Genomic DNA, 16,627 nt, shown 5'->3' on the forward strand with positions numbered 1-16,627 from the left:
GGACTGAACAATCGCCCGACGCGGCGATTCACTCCTGGGAGGACTTGTGCAACACAAGAGGTTTGTGGCTGCGGGCGCAGTCGTGCTGGCCGCCTCGCTGGCCTTCACTGCCTGCGGGACCCGTGACGCGGGCCCCGGTGGCAACACGGGGGGCGGCGATACCAAGACCGTGAAGATCGGCGTGATCGCGCCCCTGTCGGGCGACCTGTCCCCGCTCGGCCTGGGCATCCGCAACTCCGTCGAACTCGCCGCGCGGCAGGCGAACGAGTCCGGAGCGATCCCGGGATGGACGATCGAGGTGGCGGCCGAGGACGACGAGGCCAAGCCCGATGTCGGCCGCAACGCCGCCACGAAGCTGGCCGGCGATCCCGAGGTGATCGGCGTCGTCGGGCCGCTGAACTCCTCGGTCGGCCAGGCACTGCAGCCGGTGATGGACGGCGCCGGGGTGGCGCTGATCTCTCCCGCCAACACCAACCCGACCATGACCCGCGGCGCAAAGCCGGAAGAGAGCCCCGAGCGGCCCTACAAGACCTACTTCCGCACCTGCACCACCGACTCCGTCCAGGGCCCGTTCGCGGCGAAGTACCTGCTGGACAACGGAATCGACACCGTTGCGACCATCCACGACAAGAAGGCCTACGGCCAGGGCCTGGTCGACGCGTTCAGCAAGTACTACACCGAGAACGGCGGCAAGATCGTCGCGGCCGAGACGATCAACCCCGAGGACAAGGACTTCTCGGCGGTGATCAACCAGGCCAAGGGCGCCAACCCGAAGGCGGTCTACTACGGCGGCGAGTTCCCGCAGGCCGGCCCGCTCAGCAAGCAGATGGCCGCGGCCGGTCTGAACGTCCCGCTGATGGGTGGCGACGGCATCTACGACCCGAACTTCATCGAGCTGGGCGGCCGTGACGGCGACCTGTCGACCTCGGTCGGTGCGCCGGTCGACACGCTGGACTCGGCGAAGGCCTTCGTCGATGCCTACAACGCCGGCGGCTTCTCCGAGCCCTACGGCGCCTACGGTGCGTACGCCTACGACGCGGCCAACGTGCTGATCGAGGCGATGAAGACGTCGCTGGCCAGCGCCGAGGACGTCGAGTCCGCCCGCGAGGCAACCGTGAATGCCATCGGCGGCGTGCAACTGCAGGGCGCGACCGGCCCGGTCGCGTTCGACGAGTACGGCGACAACAAGACTCGCGTGCTGACCGTGTACAAGGTCGAGGGCGGCGAGTGGGCGCCTGACTTCAGCAGCGAGTTCAACGAGTAATCACACCTCGGCCGCCCGCGCGGTCAAACCGGGCGGGCGCCGGCGATCCCGGCGCCCGCCCGTCCCCTGCCCGGATCAGGGCCCACTGCTTCTCGACCTCAGGAGGACGTGCGTGGAGATCGCACAGAGCCTGGTCAACGGACTGTCGCTGGGCGCGCTGTACGCGCTCATCGCCGTCGGCTACACCGTCGTCTACGGCATCATCCAGTTGATCAACTTCGCCCACGGCGAGATCTTCATGATCGGCGCCTTCGCCTCGCTCGGTACCTGGATCATCCTGGGCAGCCAGACGCCAGGACCGCTGTGGCAACTGCCGCTGATGCTGCTCGGCGGCATCATCGCGGCCGTCCTGGTCGCCCTGCTCACCGAACGGGTGGCGTACCGACCGCTGCGCAATGCGCCCCGGCTGGCCCCGCTGATCACCGCGATCGGTGTCTCGGTCATCCTGCAGGAGGCGGTCCGCCTGTTCGTCGCCAAGGCCGCCGTGCCCTACCCGCCGGTCCAGGGCGTCTCCGGTGAGGCGATCGATCTCGCCGGCCTGATCATCCAACGGTCGAATGTGTTCACCATCGGCGCGCTGCTGGTCTGCTCCGGGCTGTTGTGGATGTTCATCAACCAGACATCGATGGGGCGGGCCATGCAGGCCACGTCCCAGGACCCGGACACGGCCCGCCTGATGGGTATCAACGTCGACCGGGTGATCATGGTCGCCTTCGCTGTCGGCGCCGCACTGGCCGCGGTGGCCGGCGTGGCACACGGCCTGCGCTACGGCAACATCGACTTCAAGATGGGATTCATGGCCGGTCTGAAGGCCTTCACCGCAGCCGTTCTGGGCGGCATCGGCAACATCTGGGGTGCCGTCGTCGGCGGCCTGTTGCTCGGTCTGGTCGAGGTCTTGGCCACCGACTGGATCCCCGGACAGTTCGGCGGATCGGCCTGGAAGGACATCTGGGCATTCGCACTGCTGATCCTGGTGTTGGTCTTCCGGCCCCAGGGTCTGCTCGGAGCGAGGGTGGTGGATCGGGCATGAACGCGGTGATTCTCTTCCTGACCAGCTTCCCGCCGCTGGAGACCCGGCGCCGGTTCGCCGGGGTCGGCTGGCTGCTCACCCTGATCGGCGGCGTGCTGATGCTCGGCGCGCCATACCTGCCGTGGGCATATTCCTCCGACGCCCTCGACGACATGACCTATCTCGGCGGGCCGTCCGGCCTGCAGTTCTTCTTCCTCGGGATCGCGGTTCTGGTCGTGGCGTCGGCGATCGCGGGTCGGCTGACCGGCCAGATGGGTACGCCGAACCCGCCCGCCCGCGCTCCGCTGAATCTGGTCGGGGCCGCCTCCGGCGCCGCCCTCGGCGGCCTGATCTACATCGCGCTGGCCCTGATCATGATCGCCGCCGACGGCGGCGGACTGGTCTATGTCGAGTGGGGTGGCTGGATCGCGCTGGCCGGCGCGCTCGTCGCCTATCTGGGCACCCGGCTGCTGCCTCCCGGCCCGGTGCCGACGCTCGGCCGGTCGCGTACCCCGGGCTGGCTGGGCATTCTGGCGGTCATCTTCTTGGTGGGAGTCGCGCTGCTGGTCGCGGCGTACCTGTTGGACGAGAACGATGCGGGCTCCTTCGTGGTCAGCGCGGCGCTCGTCCTGGCCGTGTTGCTGGTGATCATGCGTTCGGGTCTCGGCTCCTGGCTCGGGGCGGTCGGGCGTACCCACCGTCACGTGCTGGTCTTCGCGGCCTTCGTCGCGGCCTTCGCCTTCCCGTTCACCCAGGACGGCTCCGACGCCAACATGTCGATCGCGACCCAGGTGTTGATCTTCGCCGCCACCGCGCTCGGGCTGAACATCGTGGTCGGCCAGGCCGGCCTGCTCGACCTCGGCTACATCGCCTTCCTCGGCGCGGGCGCGTTCACCGCGGCCGTGTTGTCGAACTCGGCGTTCTCCACGATCGGCTGGCACCCGCCCTTCCCGGTCGTGGTGCTGATCTCCGCGGTCGTCGCCGGCACCCTGGGGTTGGTCGTCGGTACGCCGACACTGCGCGTCGCGGGGGACTACCTGGCCATCGTCACGCTCGCCTTCGGCGAGATCTTCCGGCTGGTGATGATCAACCTCGACGGCAGCGATGGCCCGAACATCACCCGCGGCTCCAACGGCATCCCGGGGATCCCGGACCTGAACCTGTTCGGATTCGACTTCGGGCAGAGCCACGAGATCCTCGGGGTGACCATCACTCGCTTCGGCAACTACTTCTTCTTGCTGTTGCTGGTGCTGGCGCTGATCATCCTGGTCTTCTCCCGGCTCTCCGACAGCCGGATCGGTCGCGGCTGGGTCGCCATCCGAGAGGACGAGAAGGCCGCCGAGGCGATGGGTGTGAACACCTTCGGCCTGAAGCTGCTGGCCTTCGCCGGCGGTGCTGCCCTGGCCGGCGTGGCCGGTGCGGTCAAGGCCCACGTCGATGTCTCGGTCACTCCCGATCAGTACATCTTCTTGGAGTCGGCCTTCCTGCTGGCCGCGGTGGTGCTGGGCGGCATGGGCACCATCGTCGGGGTTCTGGTCGGTGCCACCTTGTTGAAGTTGATGCCGGAGAAGCTGCGATTCGTCTCCGAATACCGGCTGTTGATCTTCGGGCTGCTGCTCGTGATCATGATGCGGTTCCGCCCCGAGGGCCTGATCCCGAGCAGCCGTCGCCAGCTCGAGTTCCACGAGAGCGACGAGGAACTCGCCGAACACCTCGACGCCGAGCTGACCGGTGGGCCGCCGGACAGCGGCGAGCCCGCCGGAGCACCGGCTCGGCGTTCGGCCGGAGAGGAGACCCGATGAGCACCGCAGTGGACCCCGGGACGAGCGGGGGAGTGGCCGGGGCCGAGGCGCCCCTGCTGTCGGCGGAGAATGTCACGATGCGCTTCGGCGGCCTGACCGCCGTCAGCGATGTCGCCATGGAGGTCTTCCCGCGCGAGATCGTCGGCCTGATCGGGCCGAACGGCGCGGGCAAGACCACCTTCTTCAACTGCCTGACCGGCCTGTACAAGCCGACCTCCGGGCGGGTGGTGCTGGACGGCAGGCAACTGACCTCCTCGCCGCGCAAGGTGGTCGAGGCCGGCATGGCGCGTACCTTCCAGAACATCCGGCTGTTCCAGAACATGACGGCGCTGGAGAACGTGATGGTCGGCCGGTACTGCCGGACCCGGACCGGCGCGATCAGTGCCATCACCCGCGCGTTCGGATTCAAGGCCGAGGAGGCCGCGACCCGGGCGAAGTCGCAGGAGCTGCTGGAGTTCGTCGGGCTCGGCGACTCCGCGGAGCACCTGGCGCGGAACCTGCCCTACGGCGACCAGCGCAGGCTGGAGATCGCCCGGGCCCTGGCGACCGAGCCGAAGGTCTTGTTGCTCGACGAGCCCACCGCTGGGATGAATCCGCAGGAGACCCGGCAGGCGGAGGAGTTGATCTTCAAGATCCGCGACACCGGCCTGGCCGTGGTGGTGATCGAGCACGACATGCGATTCATCTTCAATCTCTGTGACCGGGTGCTCTGCCTCGTCCGGGGCAAGGTCCTGGTGGAGGGTACGCCGGAGGAGGTGCAGTCCGATCCGCGCGTGATCGAGGCCTATATCGGCACCAGCGCCGAGGCCGAGGCCGATCTGGCCGGCGACGACCCGACACCACAGCGGGTCTCCGACCCGACACCACAGCGGGTCTCCGATCCGACACCGCAGCGGTTCTCCGACCGACCGACCGAGGGGAGCGAACGCGATGGCGATGCTTGAGGTGCACGGCCTGGAGGTCGCCTACGGCCGGGTCAAGGCCGTCAAGGGCATCGACTTCTCCGTCGAGGAGGGGCAGGTGGTGACGCTGCTCGGCACCAACGGGGCGGGCAAGACGACCACCCTGCGTACCCTGTCCGGGCTGTTGCAGCCGTCGGCCGGCGAGATCTGGTTCGACGGCAAGCGGATCGACGGGATGGCTGCCCACAAGGTGGTCCAGGGCGGCTTGGCGCAGTCGCCGGAGGGACGACGGATCTTCCCCCGGCTGAGCGTCGAGGACAACCTGATGCTCGGCGCGTTCGCCCGCCGCGACCGCGCCGGGGTGCAGGCGGACCTGGCCCGCGTGTTCGATCTGTTCGAGGTGCTGAAGGAACGACGCAAGCAGTCGGCCGGCACGTTCTCCGGCGGTGAGCAGCAGATGCTGGCGATGGGTCGCGCGCTGATGAGCCGGCCGCGGCTGCTGATGCTGGACGAGCCGTCGATGGGCCTGTCGCCGCTGATGATGCAGCGGATCATGTCGACCATCGCCGAGCTGCAGTCCGAGGGGGTGACGATCCTGCTGGTCGAGCAGAACGCCCAGGCGGCGCTGTCGCTCGCCGACAAGGGCTATGTGCTCGAGGTCGGCTCGATCGCCTTCTCCGACACCGGCCAGAATCTGCTCTCCGACGACCGGGTCCGCAAGGCCTATCTCGGCGAGGACTGACCGCGCCCGAACGCATTGTCGGTGCCGATCGCTAGAGTCGATCCGTGGTGAAAGCGACGACTCCCAGCGCGGGCAATGGCGACGGTGCGGCGCAGCGGCCGAAGCTGCTGCTGATCGACGGGCACTCGATCGCCTACCGGGCGTTCTTCGCCCTGCCGGTGGAGAATTTCGCCACCCGCACGGGCCAGCACACCAACGGGGTGTTCGGCTTCACCTCGATGTTGATCAATGTGCTGCGCGACGAGCAGCCGACCCACCTTGCGGTCGCCTTCGACGTGTCGCGGCAGACGTTCCGCTCGGAGCTGTACGCCGACTACAAGGCCAACCGGAGCAGCTCGCCGGACGAGTTCAAGGGCCAGGTCCAGTTGATCAAGGAGGTGCTGGACGCGCTCAACGTCAGTCATGTGGAGCTGGAGGGCTTCGAGGCCGACGACATCATCGCGACGCTGGCCACCACGGCGTCGGCGGCCGGAGCCGAGGTGCTGATCGCCACCGGCGACCGCGACGCGATGCAACTGGTGACCGACTCGGTGACGGTGCTCTATCCGCGCAAGGGGGTGTCCGATCTCGCCCGGATGACCCCGCAGGCCGTCGAGGAGCGCTACCTGGTCGCCCCGGAGCGCTATCCCGATCTGGCCGCGCTGGTCGGGGAGAGCAGCGACAACCTGCCCGGCGTGCCCAAGGTCGGGCCGAAGACCGCGGCCAAATGGCTGGGCGAGTGGGGAGACCTGGAGACGCTGCTGGCGCATGCCGACCAGATCAAGGGGGTCGCCGGGCAGAACCTGCGCGATCACCTGGAGTCCGTCCGGCTGAACCGCCGGGTCAACGCCGTGGTCCGCGACCTCGAGCTCGCCGTCGCGCTGCCCGATCTGGAGCGTCGGGCGTGGGACCGGGAGGCGACGCACACGCTGTTCGACGCCCTCGAGTTCCGGGTGCTGCGCGACCGGCTGTTGGAGAGCCTGCCGGACGAGGAGGCCGCGCCCGAGGGCGGCTTCGAGCTGACCGGGGTGCGCCTGGGCGAGGGCGAGGTGGCGGGCTGGCTCGACGAGCACGCCGCCGCCGAGCGCACCGGCGTCGAGGTGCTCGGCACCTGGGGATCGGGCACGGGGCAGGTGCACATCGTGGCGCTGGCCTCGGCCGACGGCTCCGGCGCCTGGGTGGATGCGACCGAGCTCGGGCCCGCCGACGAGCGCGCGCTGGCCGACTGGCTTGCCGATCCCGACCGGCCGAAGGCGCTGCACGGAGCCAAGGGTCCACTGCTCGCGGCCTGGGCGCGGGGGTGGGATCTGCGCGGCATCGTGTCCGACACCGAGCTTGCGGCGTACCTGTTGAAGCCCGACCAGCGCACCTTCGACCTGGCCGATCTGGTGTTGCGCCACCTCAAGCGCGAGCTGGCGGTGGACACGCCCGAGATCGGCGTCGACACCGACCAGGCGACCCTGTTCGCCGACACCGAGACCTCGACCTCCGAGGCGGCGGCCCAGGCGGCGATGGTCCGGGCGCGGGCCGTGATCGACCTGTCCGTCGCCCTCGACGAACAACTCGCCGCGCGCGGCAACTCGCACCTGCTGACCGATGTCGAGCTGCCGCTGGAGCGGACGCTGGCGACGATGGAGAAGGCGGGCATTGCCGTCGACACCGACTATCTGGCGGGCCTGGAGTCGGAATTCGACGCCGCCGTGCGCGATGCCGCGCAGCGGGCCTACGACGTGCTCGGCAAGGAGGTGAATCTCGGCTCGCCGAAGCAGTTGCAGGTGGTGCTGTTCGACGAGCTGGGGATGCCGAAGACCAAACGCACCCGCACCGGATGGACCACCGACGCCGATGCGCTGCAGCAGCTCTTCGCGAAGACCGAGCACCCGTTCCTGGCCCACCTGCTGGCCCACCGCGACGCGATCCGGCTGCGGCAGACCGTCGAGGGCCTGCTGAAGGCGGTCACCGACGACGGCCGGATCCACACCACCTATCTGCAGACGATCGCCGCGACCGGCCGGCTGTCCAGCACCGAGCCGAACCTGCAGAACATCCCGATCCGGACCGACGAGGGCCGCCGGATCCGCCGGGCCTTCGTAGTCGGCGACGGATTCGACTCGCTGCTGACGGCCGACTACTCCCAGATCGAGATGCGGATCATGGCGCACGCCTCCGAGGATGCCGACCTGATCGAGGCATTCCGGTCGGGCGAGGACTTCCACACCATCACCGCCGCCAAGGTGTTCGACCTCGCCCCCGACGCGATCGGCACGACCGAGCGCGCCCGGATCAAGGCGATGAACTACGGCCTGGCCTACGGCCTGAGCGCGTTCGGCCTGAGTCAGCAGCTCAAGATCGACACCTCCGAGGCGAAGGCGCTGATGGAGGAGTATTTCGAGCGATTCGGCGGGGTACGCGACTACCTGCGATCGCTGGTCGACGGGGCGCGACGCACGGAGTACACGGAGACGCTGCTCGGGCGGCGCCGGTACCTGCCCGATCTGATGAGCTCCAACCGCCAGCGCCGCGAGATGGCCGAGCGGATGGCGCTGAATGCTCCGATCCAGGGGTCGGCCGCCGACATCATCAAGATCGCCATGCTCGACGTCGAGCAGGCGATCGCGGACGCGGGGCTGCGCAGCCGGATGCTGCTCCAGGTGCACGACGAGTTGGTCTTCGAGGTGGCCCCGGGCGAGCGCGATTCGCTCGAGACGCTCGTGCGCGACAAGATGGGACACGCCGTCGAGCTGACAGTGCCGCTGGATGTTTCCGTCGGAGCCGGTAGGTCGTGGTTCGACGCCGCGCACTGAGGAGAGCACGATGTCAGCCGAGCACCCCGGACCGGATCCGGCGCCGCGCCACCGCGACCTGAGTCGCGTGCTGCCGTCATGCTTCGGGGTGGCCGGGCTGGTGGTCGGGGTGGTGCTGCTGTGGGGTCAGCACCTGCCGTTGATGGCGCGCGGTGCGTCGATCGGTCTGATCGCGTCGGTGGTCTGCGGCGTCGCGGCCGCCGTGGCGTACCCGGTCGAGCGGGCGCGGGCCAACCGTCGCCCGGAGCTGGCCTGGCGTCGGCACCAGCCCACCACGCGCTGGCACCTCGATGTGGTGGTGCTGACGCTGGCGCACGCGCTGATCGCGTGGCTGCTGTGCCTGGGCGTCTTCGGGCTGTTCCAGCAGGGCTTCTACGATCTCACCCTCGATCCGGTGGCGGGCGCGTTGTTGATCATGGTCGCGGCCTTCGTGGCGGCCGTGCTGGCCCAGTACTCGGCCACCATCACCAGCACCGTGCACCTGGCCAGCGTGCTGATCACGATGCTGGCGACGGGCTGCATCGGCGCCATGTTGATCGCCCGCGACTCGACGTGGTGGCAGCGCGACTTCTCCCAGCTCGGCGGGATGGGCAGCTTCGGGGCGCTGACGCTGAATGTCACGCTCGTGCTCTCCGGCATCGCCGTCGTGGTGCTGGTGGACTACCTGGACCACGATCTGCGCCGGCATGCCGCCCAGGTGCGGCCGGGCGGCCGGCGCCTGCTGCGCTGGCTGCTCGGCGGGGCGGGCGTGCTGATGGTCCTGATCGGCGCGATCCCGGTCAGCACCTCCCGCCCGGTGCATGTCGCCTTCGCCATGGCGATGGCGCTGACCCTGGTCCTGTTGATGGCGCTGACTCCGATCAAGGTGCTCGGCCTCGACCGCGGATTCGTCTGGGCCTCCGGCGGTGCGGTCGGCATCGTGGTCGCCGCGATCTTCCTCAGCCGGGTCGTCGGCTACTTCACCTGGACCGCCGTGGAGGTCGTGTCGGCAACCGTGATCTTCTCCTGGGTGACCGTCTTCGTCCGGCGGGTCGCCGCCCTCGATGCACACCCGGCTCCCGCTGTGGAGGGCGGTGGCACCTCGGACGCCGCGATGGGAGGCGCCGCCGTCGAGGCCCGCGAGCGCAACGGCGCCTCGGCCGGTAGACGCGACGGTGCGGCGGCTGGCGGGCGTGACGGTGCGGCGGCTGGCGGGCGTGACGGCGCTGCGGCCAGCAGGCGTGACGGCGCCCCGGCCAGCAGGCGTGACGGCGCCCCTGCCGGCAAATCTGCGCAAGGGGCGGCGGCGCAGGGGGCGGCGGCGCAGCCCGACCCGTCGCACCGCAACGCCGCCCGCCACTGACGCTCCGCAACGCCGCCTGACTCTCCGGGCCTCGCCTGACTCCCCTCGCGCCGCCTGAACTCCCCTCGCGCCGCCTGACTCTCCGTGCGCCGCCCGGCGTCGCTACGCGCTCCCCGTCCCGAATTGTTTCCGCAGTTATGCCCGCTCTGGAGCGGACTTGAGGGCATCAGCTACGGGAGAAATTGCGGCTCCGGTACGGGGCTCCGGAATCGGGCGGGACACGGACCTCGCCGATCGTGCCCGGACACGACAAGGGGCGCCGGTCACGGATGACCGGCGCCCCTTGTTGTGCGCGTCAGTGCGCGTCAGTGCGCGGGCGGTGCCTCGGCGGCCGGTACACCGTCGCCCACCGGACCGCTCGCGGCGGCGACGGGCTCGGTGGGCTTGCCCCGGCCCAGCGCCAGCACCAGCGGGACGGCCAGCAGCGCGATCACCGCGCCGACGCTCATCGCCGTCTCGAAGCCGGCGGCCTGCGGGCCGGCGGCGGCCGGGTCGCCGGTCGCGCCGGCGGTGGCCACCGCGACCGTCGCCGAGACCGTGACCAGCAGGGCCGTGCCGGCGGCACCGGCGACCTGCTGCAGCGAGCCGAGCCACGCGCTGCCGTGCGGGTACAGATGCGGGGGCAGATCGTTCAGCGCCGTGGTGAACATCGGCGTGAACAGCATCGACAGGCCGACCATCAGCGCGATGTGCGCCGCGACGATCATCCACACCGGCGTCGATTCCCCGGCCCGGCTGAAGGCGAACAGCGAGGCCGCGAGCAGCAGCGTGCCCGGCAGCGCCAGCACCCGCGGGCCGAACCGGTCGAAGATCCGCCCGACGACCGGCCCACTCAGGCCCATCACGATGCCGCCCGGCAGCACGACCAGGCCGGCCTGCAGCGGCACCAGCCCGAGCACCCCCTGCAGGTAGAGCGGGAGCAGGATCGCGGTGCCCATCAGCCCGGCGAAGGCGATCACCATCACCGCCAGGCCGAGCCCGAACCGCCGATGCCGGAAGGTACGCAGGTCCAGCAGCGGGGCGCCGGTGCGACGCTGCAACTGCAACTGCCGACCCATGAACAGCGCCACGCCGACCACACCGATCGCCGCCGACACCCAGATCGGTACGCCACCGCCGCTCGACTCACCGATCTGGCTCAGGGTGTAGACGATCCCGCCGAAACCGAGCACCGCGAGCGGGATCGACACGGCGTCGAAGGTGCCGCCGCCGGACTCGCCGACATTGACCAGCTTCACGATGCCGAGGATCAGCATCGTCAGGGCGATCGGGACCATCACACCGAAGATCGCGCGCCAGGTGCCGAATCCCTGCAGGATCAGCCCGGAGGCCGTGGGGCCGAGGGCCGGCGCCAGCGACATCACGATGGTGATGTTGCCCATCATCGCGCCGCGGCGCTGCATCGGCACCAGGTTGAGGATCGTGGTCATCAGCAGCGGCATCATCACCGCGGTGCCCGAGGCCTGCACGATGCGCCCGGCCAGCAGCACGGGGAAGTTGGGGGCCGCGAGCGCGATGACGGTGCCCGTCGTGAACAGGGTCATCGCCGTGATGAAGACGGTGCGGGTGCTGAACCGCTGGATCACCCAGCCGGTCAGCGGGATGACCACGGCCATGGTCAGCATGAACGCGGTGGAAAGCCACTGGCCGGTCCGCTCGTCGACGCCCAGGTCCAGCATCAGCGGGCGCAGCGCATTGGCCATGATCGTCTCGTTGAGGATGACGACGAATGCCGCCGCGAGCATCAGGCCGATCACCAGCAGGTCGCCCGGGGGTGTGCGGCCGGTATCGGGTTCATTCGTGGGTACGTCGCCGGCGTGGGACGTGTCGAGGGACATGATTGCCTTCCCGAAGGGTTCGAGCCGACGGACTGCCGCCGGTGATGCAAAGCTAGGCCCCGGCGCCGACACAGGGCATCTCCGATCTTGCCTTCTGCAAACCGCCGCAGCACCTGTGCCAACACCCACGCTAGTCCCCGCATTCCCGACGCTGCATCCGGATTTCGGCGCGGGTGTCCCGGGGTCCACCGACGCGGATCCACCGCGGGCCGACACGCGGGCCGCGGCGAGCCGGCGCGACGGCGTACCTCCCCTAGGCTCGAGGGGAGCGGGACGCCCAGTTCCGCCGATGGTCTCGTGTTTGCCCGACTCCGACCGGGGCGGATAGACTTGCCGGGCGCTGTGGCCTGCGCAGACTCAGACCGAGCAGGCTGCGCTCGCCGGCCGCCCGTCGGCGGCGAAATCGGATCCGCGGCGCGCCCAACATTTGCAGACCATCAATCGGAGCCCTACTACATGACGTCCTCCCTCGAGGCATCCCCGCAGGTTGCCGTCGACGACCTCGGCTCGCCCGAAGCCTTTCTCGAGGCAATCGACAAGACCATCAAGTACTTCAACGACGGAGACATCGTCTCCGGCACGGTCGTCAAGGTCGACCGCGACGAAGTTCTCCTGGACATCGGCTACAAGACCGAGGGCGTGATCCCGTCCAAGGAACTGTCCATCAAGCACGACGTCGACCCCTTCGAGGTGGTCGAGGTCGGCGACGAGATCGAGGCCCTCGTCCAGCAGAAGGAGGACAAGGAGGGTCGCCTGATCCTGTCCAAGAAGCGCGCCCAGTACGAGCGCGCCTGGGGCACGATCGAGAAGATCAAGGACGAGGACGGCGTGGTCACCGGCCAGGTCATCGAGGTGGTCAAGGGCGGTCTGATCGTGGACATCGGTCTGCGCGGCTTCCTGCCCGCCTCGCTCGTCGAGATGCGCCGCGTCCGCGACCTGCAGCCCTACGTCGGTCAGGAGCTCGAGGCCAAGATCATCGAGCTCGACAAGAACCGCAACAACGTGGTGCTGTCGCGTCGCGCGTGGCTGGAGCAGACCCAGTCCGAGGTACGCCAGACCTTCCTCACCCAGTTGCAGAAGGGCCAGATCCGCAAGGGCGTCGTGTCCTCCATCGTCAACTTCGGCGCCTTCGTCGATCTTGGCGGTGTGGACGGCCTGGTGCACGTCTCCGAGCTGTCCTGGAAGCACATCGACCACCCGTCGGAGGTCGTCGCCGTCGGTGACGAGGTCACCGTCGAGGTGCTCAGCGTCGAGATGGACCGCGAGCGCGTCTCGCTGTCGCTGAAGGCGACCCAGGAGGACCCGTGGCAGGCCTTCGCCCGCCTGCACCAGCTTGGCCAGATCGTGCCGGGCAAGGTCACCAAGCTGGTCCCGTTCGGCGCGTTCGTCCGCGTCGAGGAGGGCATCGAGGGCCTGGTGCACGTCTCGGAGCTGGCCGCCCGCCACGTCGAGATCCCCGAGCAGGTCGTCAGCGTCAACGACGAGGTGCTGGTCAAGATCATCGACATCGACCTGGAGCGCCGCCGGATCTCGCTGTCGCTGAAGCAAGCCAACGAGGACGTCGACGTGAACGCCGACGACTTCGACCCGGCGCTGTACGGGATGACCGCCTCCTACGACGCCGAGGGCAACTACGTCTACCCCGAGGGCTTCGATCCGGAGACCCAGGAGTGGAAGGAAGGCTACGAGGAGCAGCAGCGCGCCTGGGAGCAGCAGTACGCCGAAGCGCACGCCCGCTGGGAGGCGCACAAGCGCCAGGTCGAGCAGGCCGAGCAGTCTGCGGACAATGCCAGCGCCGTCGCCGACACCGGCTACAGCAGCGGTGGTGCGGCGGAGTCGACCGATGACGCCTCCGGCCCGGCGCCCGCCGCCGGCTCGCTGGCCTCCGACGAAGCCCTGCAGGCCCTGCGGGACAAGCTCACCGGAGCCTGATCGCCCGACGCTTCGGCCCCGCTCCTCGACGGAGCGGGGCCGTTGTCGTTTCCGCACCAGGGGACAGCAACCGGTCCGGGCCGCGGGCGCGGCTGCCGTAGCATCGCTCGCATGCTGCGGGTCGCACTCACCGGAGGCCTCGCCTCGGGCAAGACATCCGTCGCCGATCGTTGGGCCGAGCACGGGGCCGTGTTGATCGACTCCGATCTGCTCGCCCGCGAGGTCGTCGGCCCCGGCACGCCCGGGCTGGCGTCGGTACTGGAGCGGTTCGGTGACCAGGTCCGTGCCGCCGACGGCGGCCTGGACCGGAAGGCGCTGGGCGCGGTGGTGTTTGCGGATCCCGAAGCACGCAAGGATCTGGAGCGGCTCCTGCATCCGCTGATCCGGGCCCGGGCGGCCGAGCTGGAGCGGGCCGCGCCGCCGGACGCGATCGTGGTCCACGTGATCCCGTTGTTGGTCGAGACCGGACGAGCCGAGGGCTTCGACCTGGTCGTCGTGGTTGACCTGCCCACCGAGGTCCAGCTGCGCCGGGCGATGGCCCGCGACGGGTCGAGCGCCGAGCAGGCCCGCGCGCGGATCGCCGCCCAGGCCGGGCGTACCGAACGGCTCGCGGTGGCCGACCTGGTCGTCGACAACGCCGGTGACCGGGACCAACTGCTGGTCGAGGCCGACCGGGTCTGGCAGGAGCTGGTACGCCGAGCCAGCGCGGCTCCGCGGCCCTGACCCTCGGAGCGGCAATGGATCGGGTCGACGTGGGCGAGGGCTGCGCGCTGCCACCAAACTCGATCGGTGTTCTCGGGCGTGGATCCGGCGATTTGAGCCGTTCATCCGGGAGTGTGGTGCCGGGATCACTGATCCCGCCCGCCCGGGGAGCCATCCCCATTCGATCAGGAGGTTCGGCGTGGAATGCTCACGCTGTCGCGCCATGCTGCCCGAGGTCGCGCACTTCTGCCACCACTGTGGTCAGGACATGCGCACACCGGATCTGGCTCGCCGCAGGTCTTTCGCCGTCAAGCCGGACGAACCGGTCGCGTCGTTCGCGGTGGTCTCCACGATCATGCCGCGGGGTGCGGCGGAGCGGCCGCAGACGTACCGGGTCGCGCTCGTCGTCGCGCTGGTGATGACGCTGCTCGCCGCCTGCTTCGGGGCGCTGCCGATCGCGGTGCTGCTGGCGGCCTTCGCCATCCCGATCATCTACATCGTCTACCTCTACGACGTGAACCTGTGGGACGACCATCCCGTCCAGGTCACGGCCCTGGCCTTCGCGCTGACGTTCGTCCTGGCGCTGGGCTTCACGCTCGTCTGGTGGGTCTGGCTCGGCGGATCGGGTACGCGGCCCCTGCCCGGAGGTCTCGGCGGCACCCTCGGCCCGACGATCGGCGGCCTGCTGATCGTGGCCGTCGTCGTACCGGTGATCGGTGAGGTGCTGCGCCAAGTCGGCCCGCTCCTGCTGGCCAGCCGGCCGCGCTTCGACGACCTGCTGGACGGCACGACCTTCGGCATCATCTCCGGTGTCGCCTATGCCACCGCCGACACGCTCGTGCGGCACTGGCCGCTGGTCACCGGGGGCCTGGTCCGCGAGATCGACCCCGGCCTGTGGATGTCGCTGCTCTTCCTCGAAGGCTTCGTGAAGCCGCTGGTGATCGGCACGGCCACCGGCATCGCCTGTGCCGAGTTCTCCGGTCTGGGCCGCGGCCATGACGGGTTCACGCCCCGCTATCTGCGCGGGCTCGGCGAGGCGATCGCCGCGAACGTGCTCTATGCCGGCGGGGTCTACCTGCTCGGCTTCCTCGCCGACCCGACGCTCGGCGTCGTGCTGAGCATCGGCTGGGGGCTGCTCATCCTGAGCGTGTTGCTGCTGCGGATCCGCCGGATCCTGCACCTGGGTCTGATCGAGGCGGCGCTGGAGGACGCGCAGGACGACGAGGGCGCGCTGGAGGAGGCAGCCGAGGAGTTCTGCCACCGCTGCGAGATGCCGCTGCTCTCCCGCGCGGCGTTCTGCAGCGCCTGCGGCGTGGCCGTGCGGACCCGGCACAAACCGCACCATCCCGCGGGTAGGGGGCGAGCATGAGTCAGTGGGGGCAACCGGGTCAGCCCTACGGGCAGCCGCAGCAACCCCAGCCGCCCTATGGTCAGCAGCCGCAGCAGCCGCAGCAGCCGCAGCAGCCGCAGCAGCCGCAGCAGCCGCAGCAGCCGCAGCAGCCGCAGCAGCCGTACGGCCAGCAGCCGGGTTTCGCACCGCAGCAGGCGCCGTACGCCGGGCCGCCCCCGGCCCAGGCCCAGTGGGGAGCCATGCCGCAGCCGCCGGGTCCCGGTCAGGCGCCGCCGCGGACCAGGGGCAACAGCCCGCTCAAGATCATCGGGATCATCGTCGGGGCGCTGGTCCTGATCGCCATCCTGGGCGGCGCAGTGTCCAGCTTCACCGGCGGATCGCGGAACGCGGGCGCGCCGAGCGTACCGGTGCCGCCCCCACCGGCGACCACCGATCCGCCGCCCAGCGGGCCCGGCACCGGTGGCGGTGGCGGTGGCGGGAACGAGCCGAGCGGCGATGCCGTCGAGGTCGGTGACGGGGTCACCGTGCAGCCGCCGCCCGGGTGGCGGGTCGAGGAGCGGGGCGCCAACTCGGTCGTCCTCTCCGACGGGACCTCGGTCTATGTCGCCCAAGCCGGCGCGGGCACCGGCGCCGGCGCGGAGGCGACCCTGCGCTCCTACTTCGACCAGCTCGCGGCCGAGGGGACCGAGGCCGACCGGGAAGGGCCGACGCGGACCGAGGTCGACCCCGCGCTCGACGTGGCCAGCGGCAGCATGACGGTGACGATGGCCTCGGGCGGTGGGTCGCAGACGGTCGGCATCGTGGCCTTCGTGTCCGTGCGTACCGAGGACGACCAGACCGTGATCGGATCGATGATCTTCGATGCGGCGAACGCCCCGGACTCGGACGAGATGACCCAGAGTTTCGGCGCGATGAGCAGCTCGATGATGCGGTCCCAGTTGGGCGGCTGAGCCTTCCGGC

At 69.9% G+C, this 16,627-nt stretch carries 12 protein-coding genes; 11 read left to right on the top strand and 1 reads right to left on the bottom strand.

The window, feature by feature from the left end; translation table 11 throughout:
* Window positions 1-64 precede the first annotated feature (64 nt).
* The 7 genes from GGQ54_RS13465 (at window position 65) to GGQ54_RS13495 (ending at window position 9,844) form a co-directional block, all read left to right on the top strand.
* Window positions 65-1,264, top strand: coding sequence for a branched-chain amino acid ABC transporter substrate-binding protein (locus GGQ54_RS13465; protein ID WP_343045964.1), 1,200 nt, complete (start codon window positions 65-67; stop codon window positions 1,262-1,264).
* A gap of 112 nt (window positions 1,265-1,376) precedes the next feature.
* Window positions 1,377-2,294, top strand: a complete 918-nt coding sequence (locus GGQ54_RS13470) for an iron chelate uptake ABC transporter family permease subunit (RefSeq protein WP_179445851.1) — start codon at window positions 1,377-1,379, stop codon at window positions 2,292-2,294.
* Complete coding sequence (locus GGQ54_RS13475; protein WP_179445852.1) at window positions 2,291-4,075, top strand: branched-chain amino acid ABC transporter permease; 1,785 nt, start codon at window positions 2,291-2,293, stop codon at window positions 4,073-4,075. The genes GGQ54_RS13470 and GGQ54_RS13475 overlap by 4 nt, the downstream gene beginning before the upstream one ends.
* Entirely contained in the window at window positions 4,072-5,019 is a 948-nt protein-coding gene (locus tag GGQ54_RS13480) for an ABC transporter ATP-binding protein (RefSeq protein ID WP_218843870.1), read from the top strand. The genes GGQ54_RS13475 and GGQ54_RS13480 overlap by 4 nt, the downstream gene beginning before the upstream one ends.
* On the top strand, window positions 5,006-5,719 hold the full coding sequence (locus GGQ54_RS13485) for an ABC transporter ATP-binding protein (protein ID WP_179445853.1): 714 nt from the start codon (window positions 5,006-5,008) through the stop codon (window positions 5,717-5,719). Before GGQ54_RS13480 ends, GGQ54_RS13485 begins: the two co-directional genes overlap by 14 nt.
* 44 nt (window positions 5,720-5,763) lie before the next feature.
* On the top strand, window positions 5,764-8,502 hold the full coding sequence (polA, locus tag GGQ54_RS13490) for a DNA polymerase I (protein ID WP_343045965.1): 2,739 nt from the start codon (window positions 5,764-5,766) through the stop codon (window positions 8,500-8,502).
* A gap of 10 nt (window positions 8,503-8,512) precedes the next feature.
* Window positions 8,513-9,844 (top strand): hypothetical protein, encoded by a 1,332-nt coding sequence (locus GGQ54_RS13495; protein ID WP_179445854.1) that lies wholly within the window; start codon window positions 8,513-8,515, stop codon window positions 9,842-9,844.
* A 305-nt stretch (window positions 9,845-10,149) separates the two neighbouring features.
* Here the strand turns inward: GGQ54_RS13495 and GGQ54_RS13500 are convergent, their stop codons facing one another.
* On the bottom strand, window positions 10,150-11,682 hold the full coding sequence (locus GGQ54_RS13500) for an MDR family MFS transporter (RefSeq protein WP_179445855.1): 1,533 nt from the start codon (window positions 11,680-11,682) through the stop codon (window positions 10,150-10,152).
* A gap of 456 nt (window positions 11,683-12,138) precedes the next feature.
* Between GGQ54_RS13500 and rpsA the strand changes: the two genes are divergently transcribed.
* The 4 genes from rpsA (at window position 12,139) to GGQ54_RS13520 (ending at window position 16,617) form a co-directional block, all read left to right on the top strand.
* Window positions 12,139-13,614 carry a 30S ribosomal protein S1 gene (rpsA, locus tag GGQ54_RS13505; protein ID WP_179445856.1) on the top strand — a complete coding sequence of 492 codons (1,476 nt, stop codon included), beginning with the start codon at window positions 12,139-12,141 and terminating at the stop codon, window positions 13,612-13,614.
* 111 nt (window positions 13,615-13,725) lie between these two features.
* Entirely contained in the window at window positions 13,726-14,337 is a 612-nt protein-coding gene (coaE, locus tag GGQ54_RS13510) for a dephospho-CoA kinase (protein ID WP_179445857.1), read from the top strand.
* 247 nt (window positions 14,338-14,584) lie between these two features.
* Window positions 14,585-15,685: a PrsW family intramembrane metalloprotease gene (locus GGQ54_RS13515; protein WP_179445858.1), complete on the top strand. Its 1,101-nt coding sequence runs from the start codon at window positions 14,585-14,587 to the stop codon at window positions 15,683-15,685.
* Complete coding sequence (locus tag GGQ54_RS13520) at window positions 15,682-16,617, top strand: hypothetical protein (protein WP_179445859.1); 936 nt, start codon at window positions 15,682-15,684, stop codon at window positions 16,615-16,617. Before GGQ54_RS13515 ends, GGQ54_RS13520 begins: the two co-directional genes overlap by 4 nt.
* Window positions 16,618-16,627 lie beyond the last annotated feature (10 nt).

The organism is Naumannella cuiyingiana (genome assembly GCF_013408305.1).
GTDB lineage: Bacteria > Actinomycetota > Actinomycetes > Propionibacteriales > Propionibacteriaceae > Naumannella > Naumannella cuiyingiana.